The sequence below is a fragment of the Pelagimonas varians genome, from assembly GCF_003208435.1.
Lineage (GTDB): Bacteria > Pseudomonadota > Alphaproteobacteria > Rhodobacterales > Rhodobacteraceae > Pelagimonas > Pelagimonas varians.
Map to the genome: position 1 here is coordinate 46525 of NZ_QKMF01000014.1, position 19846 is coordinate 66370.

Below are 19846 nucleotides of genomic sequence, written 5' to 3' on the forward strand. Positions count from 1 at the left end.
CCTAGAGTGGCCAGAATACCGGAATAAGCAAAGAAGCCAGCAGGCCTATGCTGATGTTCAGCGGCAAGCCCACTTTGACAAAATCGGTGAATTTATAACCACCGGGACCATAAACCAATGTGTTGGTCTGGTAGCCGATGGGCGTGGCAAAGCTGCATGATGCCGCCACCATAACCGCCACAACCAAAGGCCGGGGGTCAACACCAATCGCGCTGGCAAGGCTGATGGCGATCGGCGTCACCACCACAGCAACCGCATTGTTACTGACCGCCTCTGTCAGGGCAGACGTCATAAGATACACCGCCCAAAGCAATACAAACCCCGGCAACCCCATCAAATGCGGCGCGATTGCTTCGACGATCATTTGTACCGCGCCTGACGCCTGTAGTGCTGCGCCAATCCCCAGCATTGCAAAGATCAGGGCCAACAAACGGCCTTCGATAAAGGAGAATGCCTCTTCGGCATCAATGCATCGGGCCAGCAAAACAACTGCAACGGCGATGATTGTCAGCGGCAAGATATCCGCGACCCCCAAGGCGGACAAGATGACAATCGCAGCCAAGGCCAACAGGGCCACAGGGGCATGTCCCCGACGAAACGCTCTGGCCGAAGGATGAGACACATCCACAAGCGCCATGTCCTCGGCCAGACGTTGGATGTCTTCGGGGTTACCTTCCAGCAACAAGGTATCCCCAATCCGCACAACGAGTTGATCCAATTGGCGTCCGATATTCTGGTTCCGGCGATGCACAGCCAAAGGATACACGCCATAGCGGCGGCGCAAACGCAGCGCGCCCAGACTGCGGCCAATCATTTTACACCCCGGCGAAATCAGCACCTCGACCGTAGTGGTTTCTTTGGCGGAAACCTGATCCACGCGTTTGAGAGATTTGTCCCGCTGCAGGGACAAAAGTTCGGTCATCTGTGTGCGTAGAACCACCCGATCCCCGACCTGAAGAACAACAGATTTCAGATCACGGCGCAGCGATTCATCCCCGCGAATAACGTCAATAAGGCGCACACCTTCGCGTTTGAACAGCTGAACGCTCTGCACATCGCGGCCAATCAGGTTTGACTCCGGGGGCACGACAGCCTCGGTAAAGAACTTCATTTGGCTTCTGTCCGATAGCATGCCCGCCATCGAAGTCCGGTCCGGTAGTAAATAGCGCCCCACAACGGCCAAATAGGCCAGACCAAAGATGATCAAGATGATCGCAAGCGGCGTGACCTCGAAAATCGTGAACGGCTCAATCCCTTGCGCCCTGGCAACACCGTCAACCAGCAGGTTGGTCGACGTTCCGATCAGCGTCAGTGTTCCGCCCAAAATCGCAGCATAGCTAAGCGGGATCAATAGCTTGGACGGGGAAACGCCCAAGGCTTTTGCCAATTGCACAAAGACTGGCAGCATGACAACCACAACCGGCGTGTTGTTCATAAACGCCGAGGCAACCACAACAACTGCTAGAATCGCCGCCATTGCAGCGCGTGGCCGGATCAGGACCTGCGCCTGTGCAACGTTGGTAAAGGCATCTAACGCGCCGGTTCGCACCAGCGCACCCATGACAATAAACATACCTGCAATGGTCCATGGTGCCGGATTGGAAAACACATCCACCGCAACGTCACTGGGCAGCACGCCAGTCAACAGCAGCACCGCGACTCCGCCAATGGCCGTAACCTCGGTCGGATAGGTTTCACGCACAAACAACGCAAACATCACAAATACAACCGTGATTGCGACGCCGGCTTGACCGGATTGACTTAACTCAATGAAATGCATGGTGTGCCCAATAGTTCCTTAAACGGTCGTAGTTTGCCGGACAGCCCTGTCCTGCACAAGACCGCGACGGCGCGGCATAACCAACGAAACCCCCGCCATCATGACCGTCAAAGCTGCCCAAATCCAACCAGAATACCCTTCGCCCAAAAATATCATCGCCCAGGTGACGCCAAACAATGTCACTAAATAGCTGACTTGCGCCGCAAACACTGAGCCGGCAAGCCCAACCAACCAGACATACCCACTATACGCCCCTGCATGCAAAATCGCCGCCGCCACAAGCGCGTAGTCAGGGCCCTGCCACGGCCCGAGTGGGTTGATAAATTGACCGGTGTAAATCGCCAGTGGCGCGCTGATCACAATACCGACCAACGATGCACCGGCCAAGACCTGCATGGCATCCAATCCAATGGTGCCCCATTTCGCTATCACATTGCCTTCAAGCGCATAAAAAATGGACGACAAAAGCGCGACACCGATCCAAAAAACGGGCACGCCGTCAGGTAGGCTGGCCTGTGGCAATACCAAAAGGGCAACGCCAACCAAACCAAGGGCCAAGCCCCAAAACCGGCGCCGGCTAAACCCTTCGAGGCCCATCGCCAAGGCGATTGGTAGAGAAAGCATCGGGACCGAACTAAGCAAAATGGACAAAACGCCAGAGGGCAGGTGGATGGCCGCCGAATAGCTGGCAATGCCCGGCAGCACTGTTCCGATAACGGCTACAAAGACATACAAGCCAATCTGGGCGCGGCCCCAAACAACCGGTTTTCCACGCAGCAGACACAAAGGAACCAACAAAGCGCCGCCAATCACCAATTGCCAAAAAATGAGGCCGAAATGGCGATAGCCGTCCGAGACCGCAATTTTGGCCAAGGGTTGCGTTGCCCCCCAAGCGGCCCCAATGGCTATCAAGGCCAAAAAGGGCAGCACTGATTTCATAGACCAGCCTGTTGCAATCGGCCGCCATGGCGCACGGCTGTTATTTTGGTCGCCTTGCCGGTCCTGTCGTCGGTTTCGACCACCACCCCGGACAAGGTTGCCTCGCCCGTAGCAGGGGTAAAGCGTCCCTTGACCATTCCGGTGACAAAGCGGCGCATCGGTTCCGCCTTTTCCATGCCAATGACCGAATTATAGTCACCGCACATGCCCGCGTCGGTCATATAACCGGTGCCGCTGGGCAATATTTGTGCATCGCCGGTTGGCACATGCGTATGGGTGCCGACAACCAGACTGGCTTTTCCATCACAGAAATGGCCCATGCCCATCTTTTCCGACGTGGCTTCGCAATGCATGTCCACCAAGATCGCCTGCGCCTGACCGCCCAAGGGATGCCGGCGAAACACATCATCCATGGCCGAAAACGGATCGTCAAAGGCGCGCTTCATAAACACTTGCCCCAGAACCTGAGACACCAGGACTTTGCGCCCGCGCCGGTCATTAAACAAACCGACCCCGCGCCCCGGTGCCCCTTTGGCAAAGTTGATCGGGCGCAGAACACGCGGCTCGCTTTCGATAAAGCTGAGCATGTCCTTTTGGTCAAAGGCGTGATCCCCCAACGTGACCACATCGGCCCCCGCATCCAGAATCAATCGGGCATGTTCGCCCGACAGGCCCATCCCGTTCGAGGCGTTTTCGCCATTGACCACAACGAAATCCAGCCGCCATTCATCGCGCAGCTTGGAAAGATTATCGGTGATAGCGGCGCGCCCTGCGCGGCCCATCACATCGCCTAGAAAGAGAATACGCATAAGCGCCGAATTAGTCCGCTCGACAGCAAATGCAAAGCCCTATTCGACAAGCTGCGACAGCCGCACCCCCGCACAGACGTGTAAGGCCGGGCACTCGGTGATACATAAAACCCGAAAAACGCGCTATTTCGGGCAGCTCATCGCTTGGGTTATAGCCTTTGGACTGTAGCGTGACAGTGTCTTGCTTTGCAATTGTCCGGCCTCGAAACGGACCGCCATCACGTTTTGCCAATCGCCGCTTGCCACGATCATCTCGTGCCCCAGGCCGCAATCGCGGATACCGCCTTGGATGTAGTCCCATCCGATCTGATGATTGCTGAACCCCGGTTCCGACGCCACTTCCGAAAGATTGCCGTCTTTGAAACGCCAGACCCGCAGGGTTTTGGCCAGATGGGGGCGATCCACATAAGCGATCTCGACATGGCCGTCGCCATCCAGATCAGCCGCACCTATCGGGGCAAGCCAACGGTTGCGGCGGCCGATAAAGGGCGTTGAAGCAACGCGGCCCCCTTCATTCCAAACAGCCAGTCGCGCGCCTTTGTCCTGATGGGATTCGACCACCACAATTTCCGGCCCACTGGCGCCATCAACGTCGACAAGACGTGGTGCTATATCTTCAAACACGAGGCTTTGTGGCAGTGTAAACGTGATGGTCTTGCCTTTGACACCAACCTTCAATGCCCCCCACTCAACCGCATCTCCCAAAACGCCGTGCTGATATCGCGTGGTCGGATCGGCAAATCGCGCCGTTGAGATTTCGGCCGCGACAGCCCCGGCCAGACACAGGCTCACCACCAGACTTGCGCCGCCTGTCAGACCTACCAAAGGGCGCAGCGGCAGACGCGGCGCCCTTTTCAAAACCCGTTTTGCGCGCCTCGCCAAAGGCATTGCCGCCCAAATCCGAAACGCGTCCATCACTAGATCTGCTTTTCAGGCAGCTGCACAACCAAGCCGTCCAGATCGTCTGTAACCTTGATCTGGCAGGTCAGGCGCGAGCGCGCGGGATTTGGCTCAAACGCAAAATCCAGCATATCCTCTTCCATGTCATCCTTGGCCGGGATTTTATCCACCCAAGCAGGATCCACATAGACATGACAGGTTGAACAGGCGCAGGCCCCGCCACAATCTGCTTCAATCCCCGGCACACCATTATCACGTGCACCTTCCATGACGGTCAGCCCATTGGCCACATCGACCTCATGCTTGGTTCCGTTATGCTCGACATAGGTGATCTTAGCCATTTTCACCGCTCTCCATATACAATCGCGGTATATCTAGTCTGCCGCCCCGCGCTCTGCCAGCCCCTTTTGTGCCCTTCCAGGGGAACACTGCACAGGAAACTTGCCTAATCTCACACATGTTCTATATTTGTTCCCATGCGACATTCACCTCCCTGGCCCCTCCCCCCATCTGCATTGCAAGCCGTTCGTTTGGTTGAACCACCAAATGGTGCCCGTATCACCGTGGCTGGCTTGGTCATTTTGCGCCAACGTCCCGGCACCGCCAAAGGCGTGATCTTCTTAACGCTTGAGGATGAGACCGGTGTCGTCAACGTTATTGTCTGGCGAAAGATATACGAAGCCTTTCGCCGTGCTGTCATCGCTGGCCGGATGCTGCGCGTCACCGGGCGTATTCAGCGCGACAATGGTGTCACCCATGTCATTGCAGACACAATCGAAGATATTTCCGACATGCTAGACCTGCTTTTGGACCCAACGCTTGGCGAAACCAACCAAACCGGTTAATCTGTGCTCAACAAAGGCACGACACGAGGCCCGAGCAGAATGACCCATTTCACCGCCCCGCTTGTCGCGTTGGCGCTATTGGCTGCATGCACCGCATCGCAGCCTGCAACGCGTGCTGCCACCCCGATCGGCCCGCCCCCCCTAGCTGAACCCGACAAAGATGGCCGGTGCTGGGCGCGCGAAATCACCCCTGCGGTCTATGATCAGGTCATGGGCGAACTGCAGGTTGTACAGGCCGAAATTGCCGAAGACGGCACAGTCATCCGCCCGCCAATCTACCGCAAGGCCCCAGTCGCCCGCGTCGTCACGCCGCGCGGCGAGCTAAAATTTGAAGCCCCCTGCGGCTATCAAATGACCCCGGACTTCGTGGCTTCGACTCAACGAGCCCTCGCAGCGCGCGGTTATTTTTCAGGCAATGTCACCGGTGAGATAGATGCCCCGACAACCGCCGCAATCCGCAAGTTCCAAAAAGAGCGCGGGTTGGAAAGCGGGCAAATGTCATTGGAAACCGCACGCAGTTTAGGTTTGGTCGCCATCGACCGCACCAACCTCTAAGCTCCAAGGCCATACAGCCCTGCGCCACAACAACCGGCCAACGCAGCCCGCAATCCAAACATGGACCTACGGCCAACAAAAAAGGCACCCCGAAGGGTGCCTGATATTTTGATCTGGTGGAAGAGGTTACTCTTGCAGGCTCAGCGCAACAAATCGCGGATCGCCCGCACGGCGCACCAGCAGAAGAATAGACTTGCGTCCACCTTCTTTGGCCGCGTCAATCTGGGCTTGAAGATCTTCGATCGACTTCACCGGGCTTTGACCCGCTTCGGTGATCAGATCGCCGGTCCGCAACCCTTTTTCAAAGGCTGCAGAGGTCTCGTCAACCGCAACCACGGCCAAACCGGTTGCGTTTTCGTCCAGTTGCAATTCTCCGCGGATCGCATCGGTCAGAGGGCTAAGTGTCAGCCCCATCAGCTCAAGCTTCGACGGCTCTTCTTCTGGCTCATCAACCGCAGCAGGCGTTGCGCCTTCGGCTTCTTCGCGCCGTCCAAGCGTCACTTTCAGGGTCTGCGTCTCGCCGCCCCTGTTCACAACCACACGCACGGTTTGCCCGACGGGCGCATTGGCCACAACACGCACCAATTGGCGGGTATCTTCAACCGCAACACCGTCAAAAGAAACGATCACGTCACCGGCCAGAATGCCGCCATCCTTGGCAGGACCATCGGGAACGTCAGAGACAAGCGCCCCTTTGGCATCTTCAAGACCCAAAGCTTCGGCAACGTCATCGGTGACGTCCTGAATACGCACACCCAACCAACCGCGGCGGGTTTCGCCGAACTCTTTTAGCTGATCCACAACCTTGGAAACCACATTCGACGCCATCGAGAAGCCAATCCCGATTGACCCGCCATTGGGCGACAAAATCGCGGTGTTCACGCCGATCACTTTGCCTTCCATATCGAACAAGGGACCGCCCGAGTTACCCCGGTTGATCGCTGCATCCGTCTGGATGTAGTCGTCATAAGACCCACTCAGGGCGCGATTGCGGGCGGAAATAATGCCGGCAGACACCGAGAAACCCTGACCTAGCGGGTTGCCCATGGCCATAACCCAATCGCCAACGCGGCCATTATCGCTATTGCCAAAGCTGACAAATTTCAGCGGCTCTTCCGCTTCCACTTTCAAAAGCGCAATGTCGGTGTTCGGATCGGTCCCGATCAACTTGGCAGGCAGCTCAAATCCTTCGAAAAACTCGATCAGGATTTCATCTGCGCCTTCGATCACGTGATTATTGGTGACCACATAGCCATCTTCGGAAATCACAAAACCCGAACCCAATGCAGAACTGCGCTGCGGAGGGGCACCGTTTTCGCCGCCACGGTCTTGAAATTCGCGAAAGAAATCTTCGAAAGGCGAGCCTTCGGGCACAATGCCCTGCGGCCCTGTCCGGCCCGGCACCACTGTCGAGGTGGTGATGTTCACAACCGATGGGCTGATGCGTTCGGCTAAATCGGCAAAGCTTTCGGGGGCACCGCGCGCACTGGCCATCAAAGATTGCGACAAGATCAAAACCATGGATAGCGTCGTGAGCCAAAACAGGCGCAGAGGTGTCACATCGTCCTTTATCATAGCGAAGGTTTGGGGTTTCAACTTGGCACTCCTTGTCGTTGTCAGGTCTTCGTACACGTCTTGCGTGCATTACCTGCCTTTAATCACTGTGACAAAGATAGGGGTTATTGCGCAACACCAAAGGCCGGAAAACCTGACCTCAAGCGATTGTGAAGCACGCGCCAATGCCCGCTCACCTGGTTTCCCACCCCGCAAGACGCACTGTTTCGGGATTTTTGTCGTAAATGACGTGTTCGCTACTAGAAATTTGCGATTTTTCAAGACTAGGGAAAAATTCACCCCCTGCCCTACGATCATTGGACTAGTCAAAACTATTTTTTTGGAGATTTTGGAATGACAACATCAAAGGAACTGCCGAAATATCATTGATATTCAGCCCAGAAGTGCCGCAGCGGGAACAGTGGCGGTTGCTGTCCTTGCCTCGGCTGCATTCACGATTTTAGCCATCAGAAGTTCAACCAGTCATCTGCAGGATCAAATCAATATACTTCAGGACCAAATAAATGACTTGAGAGCTGAAATGCGCGCCATGCGCTCTGAATTTCTAGCCCTGCTTGGAAATCACACGTTGGCTGAACTGTCGGCCGATGTGCAAGGTATCGTCGATCACATTGCCGTCTGGGGAAACGACGGGAAACCAGAGGGGCTCATAGATGCCTTTCCAGCGTCCCGAAGCGCCCACGCAAAGCTGGTCCACTACCTGACCGAGCAACCAGATTACGTATCGGATGAAATCTACCTGCAACTGGAAACCCTTTTGCATGTCAATTTGTTGGCGCAAGAGGCCATTTTCATCTCTCAGTCTAGGGCAAACCCGTTTGTCGCTGAGATGGCTAAAGACCTTCAAAAAATTTCAGTGATTGGCGATGCTCGTGCCAAGTCATTATTCAAAGAAGGGATTCAAGCATGCCAAGGTCCTGTTCACATTGATGGGGAAGAAGAGCGCACTTACGCTCGTATGCAAGGCATTGGTATCGCTGAGTTTGGCGGACGATGTGAAATATTAGAAACGGTTTTCATTCACGGCCGAAACAGCAGTCAATTTGGTCGTGCTGTGCATTTGGCCAAAGCCCGACGAAACGCTGAAATTACCCTACGTAAGGAAACTATGTGGCTAGATGCCAGAGAGCCCGTTCACGGCTTCGTAGAGACAATGCTTAACGTTTACTTTGGCAAGACCCAGTCCGATCTTGGCATTGCCAACAACTAATTTGGCAAAGGGAGGGCATTTTTTTGTAGGCTCAGCCTGACTGCATTATTGCGGCTACTGCGCCCCCCTGTCAGAATTTTGCCAATAGGCCCTGCCGCGTCATCGACTGGACCGGGCCTATTGTGCACCCGCCCCGTCAACAAATTCCCCAATGCGTTCGACGAACTCATCGCTATACAGAATGTCCAAGTGAGAAAGCCCCTCAAGCACGACATAGTTCCCTTTGTCCGATGCCGCTGACATCGTGGGCTCAAACTCATGCGCCAAAAATGCCTCGTCCTTTTCTCCCACCAAGAGCAAGAACCGCGGGAGTTTCGAGACGTCCAGCAAATAGTCCCCTCGAGGCGCAAAGGATTGGTTGAGCCGAAAGGAATAGCTTTGGGTGGCTGTGTGCCCCAGCGGCCCGTCCAAAATCTCCTGTGGAAAAGCAAAGTCGATCACTGGCAGATGGTTGAACAGGGTAATTCCAACGGTATTCAACATCGACAACCCAACGATCCGCCGTGTCAGCGGTCTGGCCCAGCCACCGGAATTGGCGCGCATTGTCGGTGCATTGTATTTTAGAAACGGTGCCAAAAGCACTGTCTGCGCCACATCCGATGCGAATGCCCCACCCGCATAGCGGATCGCCAGCCCTCCACCGGAGGAATGACCGATCAAGGTAACTTTTTGCTCTGGTTGGCGCAGCTTAACGATCAGATCATGCACGTCTTGTTCGAACTGACCGATATAAGACAGGTCTCCGCGCACAGCGGGATCGCCCCCATGCCCTCTTAGATCGGGCACCACAACGGTTCCAACCCCGGCCTGACTTAGCCCCTTGGCCATCTGGTCAAAAGCAAGCCCATGCCAGCCAGAGCCGTGCAAAAGCACAATTAAATTGTCAGAGGCCTGCGCCGAAGAATACAGGCGATAGTGCAATTCTTGGCCGTCAGAGGCGGTATATCTGCTAAGCGGTTGCGGTTTTTCAACGTGCCGCACGGCCTGTTTCGAAAAATCGAGCGTTTCCTGCTTGGACGTCAAAACCTGTGGATCACTGGATTGCGACACGATCATTATCAGCGCAATGCACAAATACACCACTGCGATCGATCCGAACGTTACACCAATCGTAAAAGCCAAGCCACGCCACCTATTTCGAAAATCATGGACACTATGCGCCGATCACCTTGTGGCAAACCAAAGCACGATAAGCCCCACAACAATGGACAATAAACCAAAGTTACGCCGCGCATCCAATGACATCTCGCGCAGCGCCTCTAACAGGCGCTCGACAAGCGAAGGGGCCAGTGCGTACACCAGCCCCTCGATCACGAGGAGCATTCCGATCCCCGTTAGTATGTCTGCCCAGCTCACAGCTTATTCAGCCGGGGCTGCGGTTTCCCCGTTGAAGTAGTCAAAAAACTGACTGTCCGGAGTGATCACAAGCGACGTGTTGCTTCCATTCAATGCTTTCTCATAGGCCTGTAGGGACCGATAGAAGGCAAAGAATTCCTGATCCGCACCATAGGCTTCAGCAAAGACCCGGTTCCGCTCCGCATCCGCTTCACCGCGGATCACGTTGGCATCTTTATTTGCGACCGACAAAGTTTCCACCACAGTACGATCGGCAAGCGCGCGCACACGCTGTGCCGCTTCGTTACCGCGGGCGATTTCATCTGCTGCTTCGCGTTCACGCTCCGCACGCATCCGGGCAAAAGTTACTTCAAGGCTGGATGTTGGCAGGTTGGTTTGCTTGAGACGCACGTCAACCACGTCCAGACCCAAAGACAGCGCCTGAACACGAGCACGGTCACGAATACGGTTGGTCAATTCGCGGCGATCCTCGGACAAAATCCGGTCGGATGTAACCTGATCGGCACCCAAGACTTCGCGGATCATTGAGTTGAGAATGCCAGACAGGCGATCCTCGGCAACCCGAATACCACCAACACCAACGGCCTGACGGAACTTGACCACATCGGCAATCCGGTAGCGGGCAAAGGCGTCAACCACAAGACGGCGGTCATCCGCCGGTGTGACCTCGATTTCATCGGTATCAAGCGACAAGATCCGGTCATCGTAGAACACGACTTCTTGGATCAGCGGCACTTTGAATGCCAAACCGGGATCTTCCTTAACGGCTTTAATCTGACCAAACTGCAGAACCAGCGCTTTTTGCCGTTCGTCGACCACGAAAATCGACGACAAAAACACCACCAAAAGGATCACAAATACGGGCAATAGATATGCTGTTTTACGCATCAGTTGTTCCCTCCCGAAGACCGGTTCAACTCATTCAGAGGCAAATATGGCACAACGCCACCCTCCCCTGTCAGACTGGGATCGAGAATCATCTTGTCGACCCCCCCCAACACGTTTTCCATCGTTTCAAGATAGAGACGCTTACGAGTCACTTCCGGGGCCTTTACGTATTCGTCACGAACAGAGACGAAACGAGCGGCTTCACCCAAGGCTTCGTTGACCACGCGGGCGCGGTAACCTTCAGCTTGCTCACCAACTTGCGCGGCAGAACCACGGGCCTCGGCGACCACTTTGTTCGCATAGGCATCCGCTTGGCGCTCCAAACGGTCACGTTCCTGTTCGGCTTCTTGTACCTTGCGGAACGCATCAATAACGCCCTCTGGTGGGTCAGCTTTGGCAAGGTTAACCCGCACAATAGAGATACCGGATTCATATTCATCCAATGTCGCCTGCACGTTTTCCTTGGCCGAATCCGCAATCGCACCACGGTCACGGTTCAAAATCGGAGCCAATGTGGACGCTGCGATAATCTCGCGCATCACCGCTTCGGACACCGCTTGAACGGTCAGCTGAGCATCGCTGATGTTAAACAGGTATTTCGCCGGATCGTTGATTTTCCAAACAACTTGGAAATCGATGTCGACGATATTTGCGTCAGTGGTCAGCATCAAGCCATCCACAGAGCGGCCTGAACCGATGGTTTCGGAACGCTCCGACGTCACATTGACCACTTCGGCTGTTACAAACGGCCATGGGGCAAAGTTCAGACCGGGCTCGCCGGTGGCCGAGTATTCACCAAGGAACAGCTCAACTGACTGCTCTTCCGGTTTTACGGTGTAAAAGCTGCCAAACGCCCAAAGCGCCGCAAGTCCCAGCACACCCAAAACGGCAGTGCCCTTGGTAAAGGCCGGGCCGCTGCCGCCAGCGCCGCTGTTGCGATTACCGCCGCCTGTACCGTTAGAGCCGCCGCGACCGCCCATCAGGACGCGCAGTTGCTCTTGGCCTTTTTTCATCAGCTCATCGATTTCGGGGATCTGGCCATCCTGAGGGCGTTTACCGCCACCACCCTGAGGGCCGCGACCGTTATTGCCGCCGCCATCGCTGCCGCCGTTATTTCCGCCGCCCCCCCAGGGGCCGCCACTGTTTCCTGCCATGAAGTGTCGTCCTTCTTTGGTCGTTTGGCGTCTTATGTACACGGTAACTTGTGTGCACGACGGGTAATATTCAACCCGTCCGTGTCGGGTTCCGCATTGTGACAAGTTCTTCGGCCATTACGGGGTGAACCGCAACCACCCGATCAAAATCTTCCTTGGTCGCACCCATTTTTACGGCAATCCCGGCCATTTGGATCATCTCGCCAGCCGCAGGTGCGACAATATGCACACCCAGCACCTTGCGATTGGCTTGGGACACGATCAATTTCATCATAACCCGATCAGGGCGGCCCGCAAAACTGGACTGCATCGGTTTGAACGACGTGCAATAGACTTCGATCGGCTCTTGGGCACGCGCGTCTTCCTCGGACAGGCCGACAGTGCCGTATTCCGGCTGAGTGAAAACCGCGCTTGGGATCAGATCGTGATCCACCGGGGTTGGATTGCCTTTGAATACGGTTTCGACAAAGGCCATGCCTTCGCGGATCGCGACAGGCGTCAGGTTCACCCGGTCCGTGGCATCCCCAATCGCATAAATCGACGGCACTGCTGTCTGGCTGTACTCATCGACCAAGACTTCGCCCTTGCGGCCCAGTTTCACCCCGACCTCTTCGAGGCCCATCTCGTCAGTGTTGGGTTTGCGGCCGGTGGCGAACATGACGTGGTCAAACACATGTTCGGTGCCGTTTGTGGCTTTGACCCAAATGCCGTCTTCGACCTGCTTCATTTCCAAAACGTTGGTGCCAAGATGCAGGTCAACGCCCTTTTGAATCATCTCTTCCGCGATCAATCCACGCGCTTCGTCATCAAAGCCGCGCAAGATTTGCGCCCCCCGGTAGAACTGTGTGGTTTTGACACCCAGACCGTTCATCACACCGGCGAACTCTGACGCGATATAGCCGCCGCCAACGATCAAGATATTCTTGGGCAGTTTCGGTAGGTGGAAAATCTCGTTTGACGTGATCGCCAGCTCTGCACCGGGGATATCAGGCGACACCGGACGCCCGCCCATCGCCAGCAAGATGTGCTTGGCTGTTTTGCGTTCACCCGTCGACAGTTCAACCGTATGTGCATCAACCACTTTGGCGCGGGCATCAAAGGTTTCAACACCCGAACCCGCCAGCAGTTTGCGGTAGATCGCTTCGAGCCGGTCCAGCTCTGCCGCCAGTTTGCCGTGGAAGTGATCCCAGTTAAAATCGCCAACCGTCATATCCCAGCCATAGGCTTGGGCTTCGGCTGCCATTTCGGGATAGCCTGAGGCGAAAACCATCAGTTTTTTTGGCACACAGCCGCGAATAACACAGGTGCCGCCGTAGCGGTCTTCTTCGGCCAGCGCCACTTTGGCTCCGGTTTCCCCGGCAGCAACCCGCGCCGCACGCACGCCGCCAGAGCCGCCGCCAATAACAAATAGGTCGAAATCAAAATCGCTCATGGCTGTCCCCAGTATGTTTGTAGTCGCGCTGTCGGTGTTTGGCGCAAAGATATTTCATAGCGCAGATAGGAAAGCCAGAGCCGGATGTCACCGGTTGAATTCGCACGAGTTTGTCAAAAGCGTTACAACCGAGTGAGAGATCCAGCCCAGCCATCCCGCCGCCGCGACGATCAGATATCGCTAAACAGGTTGTCAGTTTCGACAAAATCCAAGCGGTCTTCGGATACCGTGCCTTCGTTGATGTCACGGGTTTCAACACGGCCATCGCCGAAGCCGATCACAACCTTGTCGCAGATGTCGATAAACAGTCCGTTTTCCACAACGCCGGGGATCTGGTTCATCACCATCGCCAATTGGCGAGCATTGCCGATACGGCCCAGATGCAGGTCCAGTATATGATTGCCTTCATCGGTGACAAAGGGTGCCTCACCGTTCATACGCAATGTTGCCTGACGGCCCATGACGTCCATTGAAACCAGAGTTTCTTCAACCAACGCTTGCGTGGTTTGCCAGCCAAACGGGATCACCTCGATCGGCAGGGGAAAGGCCCCCAGATGCTCGACCTCTTTGGCGGCATCCGCGATCACGATCATCTGGTCGGAGGCAGTGGCCACGATTTTTTCTTGCAGCAAGGCACCGCCGCCGCCCTTGATCAATGCCAGATCGGCATCAAATTCGTCAGCGCCGTCAATTGTCAGATCCAACCAGCGCGCTTCATCCAGAGAAATCACTTCGATGCCGACTTCGCGGGCCAATTCGGCTGTGCGGGTCGAGGTCGGCACACCGCGGATTTTCAATCCGTTGTCGCGCACACGTTCGCCCAAACAGCGCACCAACCATGCCGCTGTTGACCCGGTTCCAAGACCAACACGCATGCCATCTTCTACAAAATCAGACGCTCGCTTGGCGGCTACAAATTTGGCCTTGTCGATGGGCGACAGCTCTCCGGTCATGACAATTCCTCTGATTTTGATTGGTTAAAAGATGCGGACATTTGATTGGTAGGCTGGTTTATAAGGGGCAAGTCGTGTTGGCGCGATAGGGAATTGGACACATGGTTAGGCGAGGCTTTTGCCATCGATGATGCACGCCAGCCTCAATACATCAGCCTCAATGCACCGGCATCACACCGGAAGAAACTGCAATCCACGTCAGCACCGATCCTAACGCTGCACCGATGACATAAGGCAAGACCTGTTTCCAAAGCGCAGTGCGCGGGACCACCGACAGTTTGGATTCAATACGGTTGATCAGCTGCGGCGGCGGCGTCCGATCCTTGAAATCCTCGGCAAAGGTGGAAAAATACTGACGCCAGGCTGCCACATCTTGCTGCAAGTCCTGATCGCTTAGCAAAACACTTTCAAAAGCGCTGCGTTGCGCCGGCGGCAACAGGCCCAGCACATATTCTGCCGCCATTGCCTTGTCCTCGTCTTCAAACTTCGAGGGAGCGGCTGTTCCAGAAACCGTCATTGGCTGAGACACGCGCGTACCTGCAAGACACTGCGCCGGATTTCGGTCCGAAGCGCTGTTGCATCTCCGCCGGTTAGCGCGGCCTGATCGTGATAGGTTAGCCCTTGCAGATAGGCCGCGCGCATCACCTCAACACGGTCCGGGGGCACATCTGCCAAGCATTGCCGGAATGCTGCGGCCTCATCCTCGCTTTGGGCCGTTGATCTTTTGGATCGGTGATACAGCCGCTCGGCAATATCAATAGGTTCATCGATCAAGCCCGCTTCGCGCATCTGCCGAAGACGCTCAACCGAGGCATCGCGCGTCAACGTTATCAACCAGGTTGTGCCAGTCGTTCCATTCGGGTGCATCTGTCCGGCCCAGTTCCAAATGCGGTCAAAGACCACGCAAAGCACCTCTTCGGCGATGGATTCGTCTTTGACGATGCCAAAGCACAGCCCGAACAATCGCGGAGAAATCTTATCATACACCTTGCGAAAGGCCCGCCGGTCCCCCTTCGCAACCTGCGCCAACAAGGCACCAATTTCATCACCAACTGTCATTGAGCCACTTCGCCCTCGCTTCCCCTTGCCCCTTCCGGCGAAATGTTGCACCACAGGGGCGCAGTTTCCGAGCCCGGATAAGAGGACATTATTACCATGACGGACGGCCTGATCGATATCAACGCGAAACCCACCGAAGAAATTTCCGTCCGTGACGTCTTTGGCATTGATACTGACATGATTGTGCATGGCTTCCCTGAGCGCACAAGCCGCGTGCCCGCGGAAGACAGCACTTATAAATTTGACCCGGACACCACGCTGGCGATTCTTGCGGGTTTTAACCGCAACCGCCGGGTGATGATTCAAGGTTATCACGGCACGGGTAAGTCGACTCATATCGAGCAAGTCGCCTCCCGGCTCAACTGGCCTGCCGTTCGTGTCAATCTGGACTCACATATTTCGCGGATCGACCTGATCGGCAAAGACGCGATCAAATTGATCGACGGCAAGCAAACAACCCAGTTCCAAGAAGGTATCCTGCCTTGGGCGCTGCGCAACCCGACTGCGATCGTGTTTGATGAATATGATGCGGGCCGCGCGGACGTCATGTTCGTCATTCAGCGTGTTCTGGAAACCGACGGCAAACTGACACTTTTGGATCAAAACGAAGTGATCACCCCCCACCCTTATTTCCGCCTGTTTGCGACTGCGAACACCGTCGGACTGGGTGACACGACAGGTCTTTACCACGGCACGCAACAGATCAACCAAGGTCAGATGGACCGTTGGTCACTGGTTGCGACGTTGAATTACCTGTCGATAGACGCAGAAACCCAGATCATTTTGTCCAAAGCCCCGCATTTCAACACCGAGGCGGGCCGCAAGACGATCAAACAGATGGTTACAGTCGCAGACTTTACCCGCCGCGCCTTTATGAATGGCGAATTGTCGACGGTGATGTCTCCGCGGACTGTGATTGCTTGGGCTCAAAATTCGGAAATCTTCCGCAACATCGGTTACGCTTTCCGCCTGTCTTTCTTGAACAAATGCGACGAACTGGAACGCCAGACAGTGGCTGAATTCTACCAGCGCTGCTTTGACGAGGAACTACCGGAAAGCGCCGCAAGTGTTTCGCTGGGCTAACCACACCCTGCATGCAAGTTTAAAAAGGGCGCATGGTTTTGCGCCTTTTTTCTTGCGTAGCACTTTTTCTTTGTTCCGCATCACATCTACAGGCACACGGGGCCCTGTCCCCACGCTGCCTTAATGGTGCCCCCCAAACAAACCAACTCCAAAGGCAGCACCAAATGCATATCGGATTGATCGGCGGCATCGGCGTCGCCGCCACCATTGTTTATTATCAGAGACTTACAGCAGCTGTCGGTGGGCCGTTTGATCTAACGATTGAACACGCGGATGTTCAAACCCTGATCAAAAACAATCTTGCGGATGAGCGTGAGGCGCAAGCCGAGGTCTACGCCCGTCATATTGACCGTCTCAAAGCGGCGGGCTGTGATTGCGTGGCAATCACATCACTGGGCGGCCATTTTTGTTTTGAAGAAACCATCGCGCGATCTTCTTTGCCGCTGGTTTCGGCCGTGGCCCCGCTAGATGCGTTCTTTGTTAACCAAGGTATCAGCCGCATCGGCCTTTTAGGCACGCGCGTGGTGATGCACACCCGTCTGTTTGGTCAACTGGGCCAAACCCAAGCGGTCGCACCGGATGATGATATTGAACGAATCGGACAATCATATCAGGACATGGCGGTTTCCGGTGTCTGCACGCCAGAGCAACGCGCTCTGTTTATCAAGGCAGGCCGCCGGATGATCGACACCATGGGGGCCCAAGCGGTTGTCTTGGCCGGCACCGATTTGAACCTCGCTTTTGACGGGCACTCAACCGGCTATCAGGTCATCGATGCTTTGGATGTGCATGTTGCCCAATTGGCAGCGCTTGCCACCGGGAAAAGCCAGCTTTTTCCCTAAACACGCCCGGATGCAACTGAACAAAAATGTGACATTCGGGTAAAAGTTTTTAAAACGCACAACCTTTCATCAGTTTTTTGCGCGTAAACTCTGATTTATGGGCGATTTGAAAACTCATATCTCGGCACTTGCCACGGCTTTGGTCCTTTTCACCGGTCCCGCAATCGCTATGCCGGACGCCGCAAAAGAACAGGCTCAAATCTTTGCCTCCTGCCTTGGTCGCTATTCCGCCGCCCGTGAACATGCTTGGCTGATGGGCGGTGAAGATGTGCAGGCTCAGGCGGCTTTTGACCTTTTTCAAGACTTACTGGATGCGGTGTCTTATGACGCGATGTCGGAGGGGCTGACAGGCAAGCGGTTGCTGGCAAAACGGATCGAGGCAAAGATGGCACAGGCGCAATTGATGCAGGCCGCAACCTTTCAAACCGATCCGCAAAGACGGCTAAATTCGGGCCGAATGGCGCGCCATCATCTGGCGGCATGCAAAACATTGGTTTTGGGCTAGTCTTTCCCTCTTGCGGCGGCGCGCCGATCTGCCGATAAATGCGCCATGAGCAAGCCATCCGACAACCCCGCAGATCCGTTCAAAAAAGCGCTGGCCGAAGCCACCAAAGTCATGGCGGACGATCCTGACCTTTCGGTCAGCTTCACGGTCGACCCATCCGGGGTGTCCGGTGATTCCATGCGACTGCCACAGATTTCGCGACGAATGACACGCGACGAAGTGCTGTTGGCACGCGGGACAGCCGATGCTTTGGCCTTGCAACGCCGGTATCATGATGACGCGACCCACAGCCGATACGCCCCCCCCGGCGATATGGCGCGCGAACTTTATGAGGCCATGGAAACCGCCCGCTGCGAAGCCATGGGGGCCCGCGATATGCCCGGCACAGCTGGAAATATCGACGCCAAAATTGGCCACGAGGCAATGCGCAAGGGCTATGGCCAGATCAACCAAGCTGCGGATGCGCCTCTGCCGGTGGCCGCAGGCTATTTGATCCGCCATCTCGCAACCGGGCGGACTTTGCCCGAGGGGGCCGCCAATGTCATGGAATTGTGGCGCGGCTTTATGGAAAATCAGGCTGGCGGCACCTTGGAGAATCTGGACGACGTTCTGTCGGATCAAGCCGCTTTTGCCAAATTGGCACGGCAAATGATCACAGATCTGGGCTATGGTGACCAGCTCGGGGAGGATCCTGACGAAATATCCGACGATGCGGATGACGAAGGGTCACAAGAGGATCAGGACGACGAACAACCCGATAGCTCTGGTCAGGATGATGATGGTGATGAGGCGGATGCCTCGCCCGAGCAAAGCCAGGAAGAGACACAAGACCCGTCACAGGCCCAGGTCAGCATGGATGAAGCCGCCGACCAGGAGATGGGCGACGAAGCCGACATGCCTGAGGGCGAAGCTCCGATGGAGCCTCCTGCCCCGCAGCCGGTGTCCGAGGCCGATCCGGACTATGCCGTCTACAATTCAGATCACGACGAAGAGATTTTGGCCGAAGATCTGGCAGAGGCGCAAGAGTTGGAGCGGCTGCGGGCCTATCTGGATCAACAGCTTGAACCTCTCAAAGGCGCGGTGTCACGCTTGGCGAATAAGCTGCAACGCCGCCTTCAGGCCCAGCAAAACCGCAGCTGGGAATTTGACCTCGAAGAGGGCATTCTGGATGCTGGCCGGTTGGCACGCGTTGTTGCCAATCCGACCACTCCGCTGAGCTTCAAACGCGAAAAAGACACTGAATTCCGCGATACCGTGGTGACGCTTTTGCTGGACAACTCTGGCTCTATGCGCGGACGGCCCATTTCGATTGCGGCGATCTGCGCAGATGTTTTGGCACGTACGCTGGAGCGTTGCAGCGTTAAAGTTGAGATTTTGGGCTTTACCACCAAAGCGTGGAAAGGTGGTCAAGCACGCGAAAAATGGCTCAATGCCGGACGGGATCAACAGCCCGGACGCCTGAATGATCTGCGTCACATCATCTACAAAAGTGCCGATGCACCTTGGCGGCGAACCCGCGATAATCTGGGTCTGATGATGAAGGAAGGCCTGTTAAAAGAGAACATCGACGGCGAAGCACTGGAATGGGCGCACCGCCGGATGGCAGGCCGGCCCGAGGCGCGCAAAATCTTGATGGTCATTTCTGATGGTGCTCCGGTGGATGACAGCACATTGTCAGTGAACCCGGCAAACTATTTGGAGAAACACCTGCGCGATGTCATCGCCATGGTGGAGCGTAGAAAGCAGGTTGAACTGTTGGCGATTGGTATCGGCCATGATGTAACACGTTATTACGACCGCGCGGTGACCATCACCGATGTCGAACAGTTGGCAGGCGCAATGACCGAGCAACTGGCGTCATTGTTCGACAGCGACCCACGGGCACGGGCCCGGGTGATGGGGATCAAACGCGTCTCTTGATTATGGCGTGCGCCTGCGGCGGGCGGGTTGAGGGGGCTAGC

At 55.7% G+C, this 19846-nt stretch carries 21 protein-coding genes; 7 read left to right on the forward strand and 14 right to left on the reverse strand.

Annotated features, from left to right (window positions below; genetic code table 11):
- Position 1: 1 nt before the first annotated feature.
- From C8N36_RS16950 to C8N36_RS16970, 5 genes are all read right to left on the reverse strand, one after another.
- A complete protein-coding gene (locus tag C8N36_RS16950; protein WP_097806015.1) occupies positions 2–1780 on the reverse strand; it encodes an SLC13 family permease in 1779 nt (592 codons plus the stop codon).
- A gap of 18 nt (positions 1781–1798) precedes the next feature.
- Positions 1799–2719, reverse strand: a complete 921-nt coding sequence (locus C8N36_RS16955) for a DMT family transporter (RefSeq protein WP_097806016.1) — start codon at positions 2717–2719, stop codon at positions 1799–1801.
- Positions 2716–3528 carry a TIGR00282 family metallophosphoesterase gene (locus tag C8N36_RS16960; protein WP_097806017.1) on the reverse strand — a complete coding sequence of 271 codons (813 nt, stop codon included), beginning with the start codon at positions 3526–3528 and terminating at the stop codon, positions 2716–2718. The genes C8N36_RS16955 and C8N36_RS16960 overlap by 4 nt, the downstream gene beginning before the upstream one ends.
- 123 nt (positions 3529–3651) lie before the next feature.
- A complete protein-coding gene (locus C8N36_RS16965) occupies positions 3652–4443 on the reverse strand; it encodes an FG-GAP repeat domain-containing protein (RefSeq protein WP_245910930.1) in 792 nt (263 codons plus the stop codon).
- 2 nt (positions 4444–4445) lie between these two features.
- Positions 4446–4769: a 2Fe-2S iron-sulfur cluster-binding protein gene (locus tag C8N36_RS16970; RefSeq protein ID WP_097806018.1), complete on the reverse strand. Its 324-nt coding sequence runs from the start codon at positions 4767–4769 to the stop codon at positions 4446–4448.
- 135 nt (positions 4770–4904) lie between these two features.
- On the opposite strand from C8N36_RS16970, the gene C8N36_RS16975 reads away from it, so the two are divergent.
- Positions 4905–5273, forward strand: a complete 369-nt coding sequence (locus C8N36_RS16975; RefSeq protein ID WP_097806019.1) for an OB-fold nucleic acid binding domain-containing protein — start codon at positions 4905–4907, stop codon at positions 5271–5273.
- A 39-nt stretch (positions 5274–5312) separates the two neighbouring features.
- Positions 5313–5828 (forward strand): peptidoglycan-binding domain-containing protein, encoded by a 516-nt coding sequence (locus tag C8N36_RS16980; RefSeq protein ID WP_097806020.1) that lies wholly within the window; start codon positions 5313–5315, stop codon positions 5826–5828.
- A gap of 126 nt (positions 5829–5954) precedes the next feature.
- On the opposite strand, the gene C8N36_RS16985 is transcribed toward C8N36_RS16980, so the two are convergent.
- A complete protein-coding gene (locus C8N36_RS16985) occupies positions 5955–7403 on the reverse strand; it encodes a DegQ family serine endoprotease (RefSeq protein WP_097806021.1) in 1449 nt (482 codons plus the stop codon).
- A 400-nt stretch (positions 7404–7803) separates the two neighbouring features.
- Between C8N36_RS16985 and C8N36_RS16990 the strand changes: the two genes are divergently transcribed.
- Positions 7804–8613 (forward strand): hypothetical protein, encoded by an 810-nt coding sequence (locus tag C8N36_RS16990; RefSeq protein ID WP_097806022.1) that lies wholly within the window; start codon positions 7804–7806, stop codon positions 8611–8613.
- Between the two features lie 117 nt (positions 8614–8730).
- Here the strand turns inward: C8N36_RS16990 and C8N36_RS16995 are convergent, their stop codons facing one another.
- From C8N36_RS16995 to C8N36_RS17030, 8 genes are all read right to left on the reverse strand, one after another.
- Positions 8731–9735, reverse strand: a complete 1005-nt coding sequence (locus C8N36_RS16995; RefSeq protein WP_211318248.1) for an alpha/beta hydrolase — start codon at positions 9733–9735, stop codon at positions 8731–8733.
- 42 nt (positions 9736–9777) lie between these two features.
- Positions 9778–9969: a DUF2065 domain-containing protein gene (locus tag C8N36_RS17000; RefSeq protein WP_097806023.1), complete on the reverse strand. Its 192-nt coding sequence runs from the start codon at positions 9967–9969 to the stop codon at positions 9778–9780.
- Positions 9970–9972: 3 nt separating this feature from the next.
- On the reverse strand, positions 9973–10857 hold the full coding sequence (gene hflC, locus C8N36_RS17005; protein WP_097806024.1) for a protease modulator HflC: 885 nt from the start codon (positions 10855–10857) through the stop codon (positions 9973–9975).
- On the reverse strand, positions 10857–12011 hold the full coding sequence (gene hflK / locus C8N36_RS17010) for an FtsH protease activity modulator HflK (protein WP_097806025.1): 1155 nt from the start codon (positions 12009–12011) through the stop codon (positions 10857–10859). The genes hflC and hflK overlap by 1 nt, the downstream gene beginning before the upstream one ends.
- 70 nt (positions 12012–12081) lie before the next feature.
- Positions 12082–13443 carry a glutathione-disulfide reductase gene (gene gor / locus C8N36_RS17015; RefSeq protein WP_097806026.1) on the reverse strand — a complete coding sequence of 454 codons (1362 nt, stop codon included), beginning with the start codon at positions 13441–13443 and terminating at the stop codon, positions 12082–12084.
- A gap of 170 nt (positions 13444–13613) precedes the next feature.
- Entirely contained in the window at positions 13614–14396 is a 783-nt protein-coding gene (gene rpiA / locus C8N36_RS17020) for a ribose-5-phosphate isomerase RpiA (protein ID WP_097806027.1), read from the reverse strand.
- A gap of 157 nt (positions 14397–14553) precedes the next feature.
- Entirely contained in the window at positions 14554–14859 is a 306-nt protein-coding gene (locus tag C8N36_RS17025) for a hypothetical protein (RefSeq protein ID WP_170125902.1), read from the reverse strand.
- A 50-nt stretch (positions 14860–14909) separates the two neighbouring features.
- Positions 14910–15455, reverse strand: coding sequence for an RNA polymerase subunit sigma (locus tag C8N36_RS17030; protein ID WP_097806029.1), 546 nt, complete (start codon positions 15453–15455; stop codon positions 14910–14912).
- Positions 15456–15551: 96 nt separating this feature from the next.
- Here C8N36_RS17030 and cobS point away from each other — a divergent pair, with 96 nt between their 5' ends.
- The 4 genes from cobS (at position 15552) to cobT (ending at position 19805) form a co-directional block, all read left to right on the forward strand.
- Positions 15552–16538, forward strand: a complete 987-nt coding sequence (cobS, locus tag C8N36_RS17035) for a cobaltochelatase subunit CobS (RefSeq protein ID WP_097806030.1) — start codon at positions 15552–15554, stop codon at positions 16536–16538.
- Positions 16539–16702: 164 nt separating this feature from the next.
- Positions 16703–17380 carry an aspartate/glutamate racemase family protein gene (locus C8N36_RS17040; RefSeq protein WP_097806031.1) on the forward strand — a complete coding sequence of 226 codons (678 nt, stop codon included), beginning with the start codon at positions 16703–16705 and terminating at the stop codon, positions 17378–17380.
- Positions 17381–17477: 97 nt separating this feature from the next.
- Positions 17478–17885: a hypothetical protein gene (locus C8N36_RS17045; protein WP_097806032.1), complete on the forward strand. Its 408-nt coding sequence runs from the start codon at positions 17478–17480 to the stop codon at positions 17883–17885.
- Positions 17886–17930: 45 nt separating this feature from the next.
- Complete coding sequence (cobT, locus tag C8N36_RS17050; RefSeq protein WP_097806033.1) at positions 17931–19805, forward strand: cobaltochelatase subunit CobT; 1875 nt, start codon at positions 17931–17933, stop codon at positions 19803–19805.
- Positions 19806–19846: the final 41 nt, after the last annotated feature.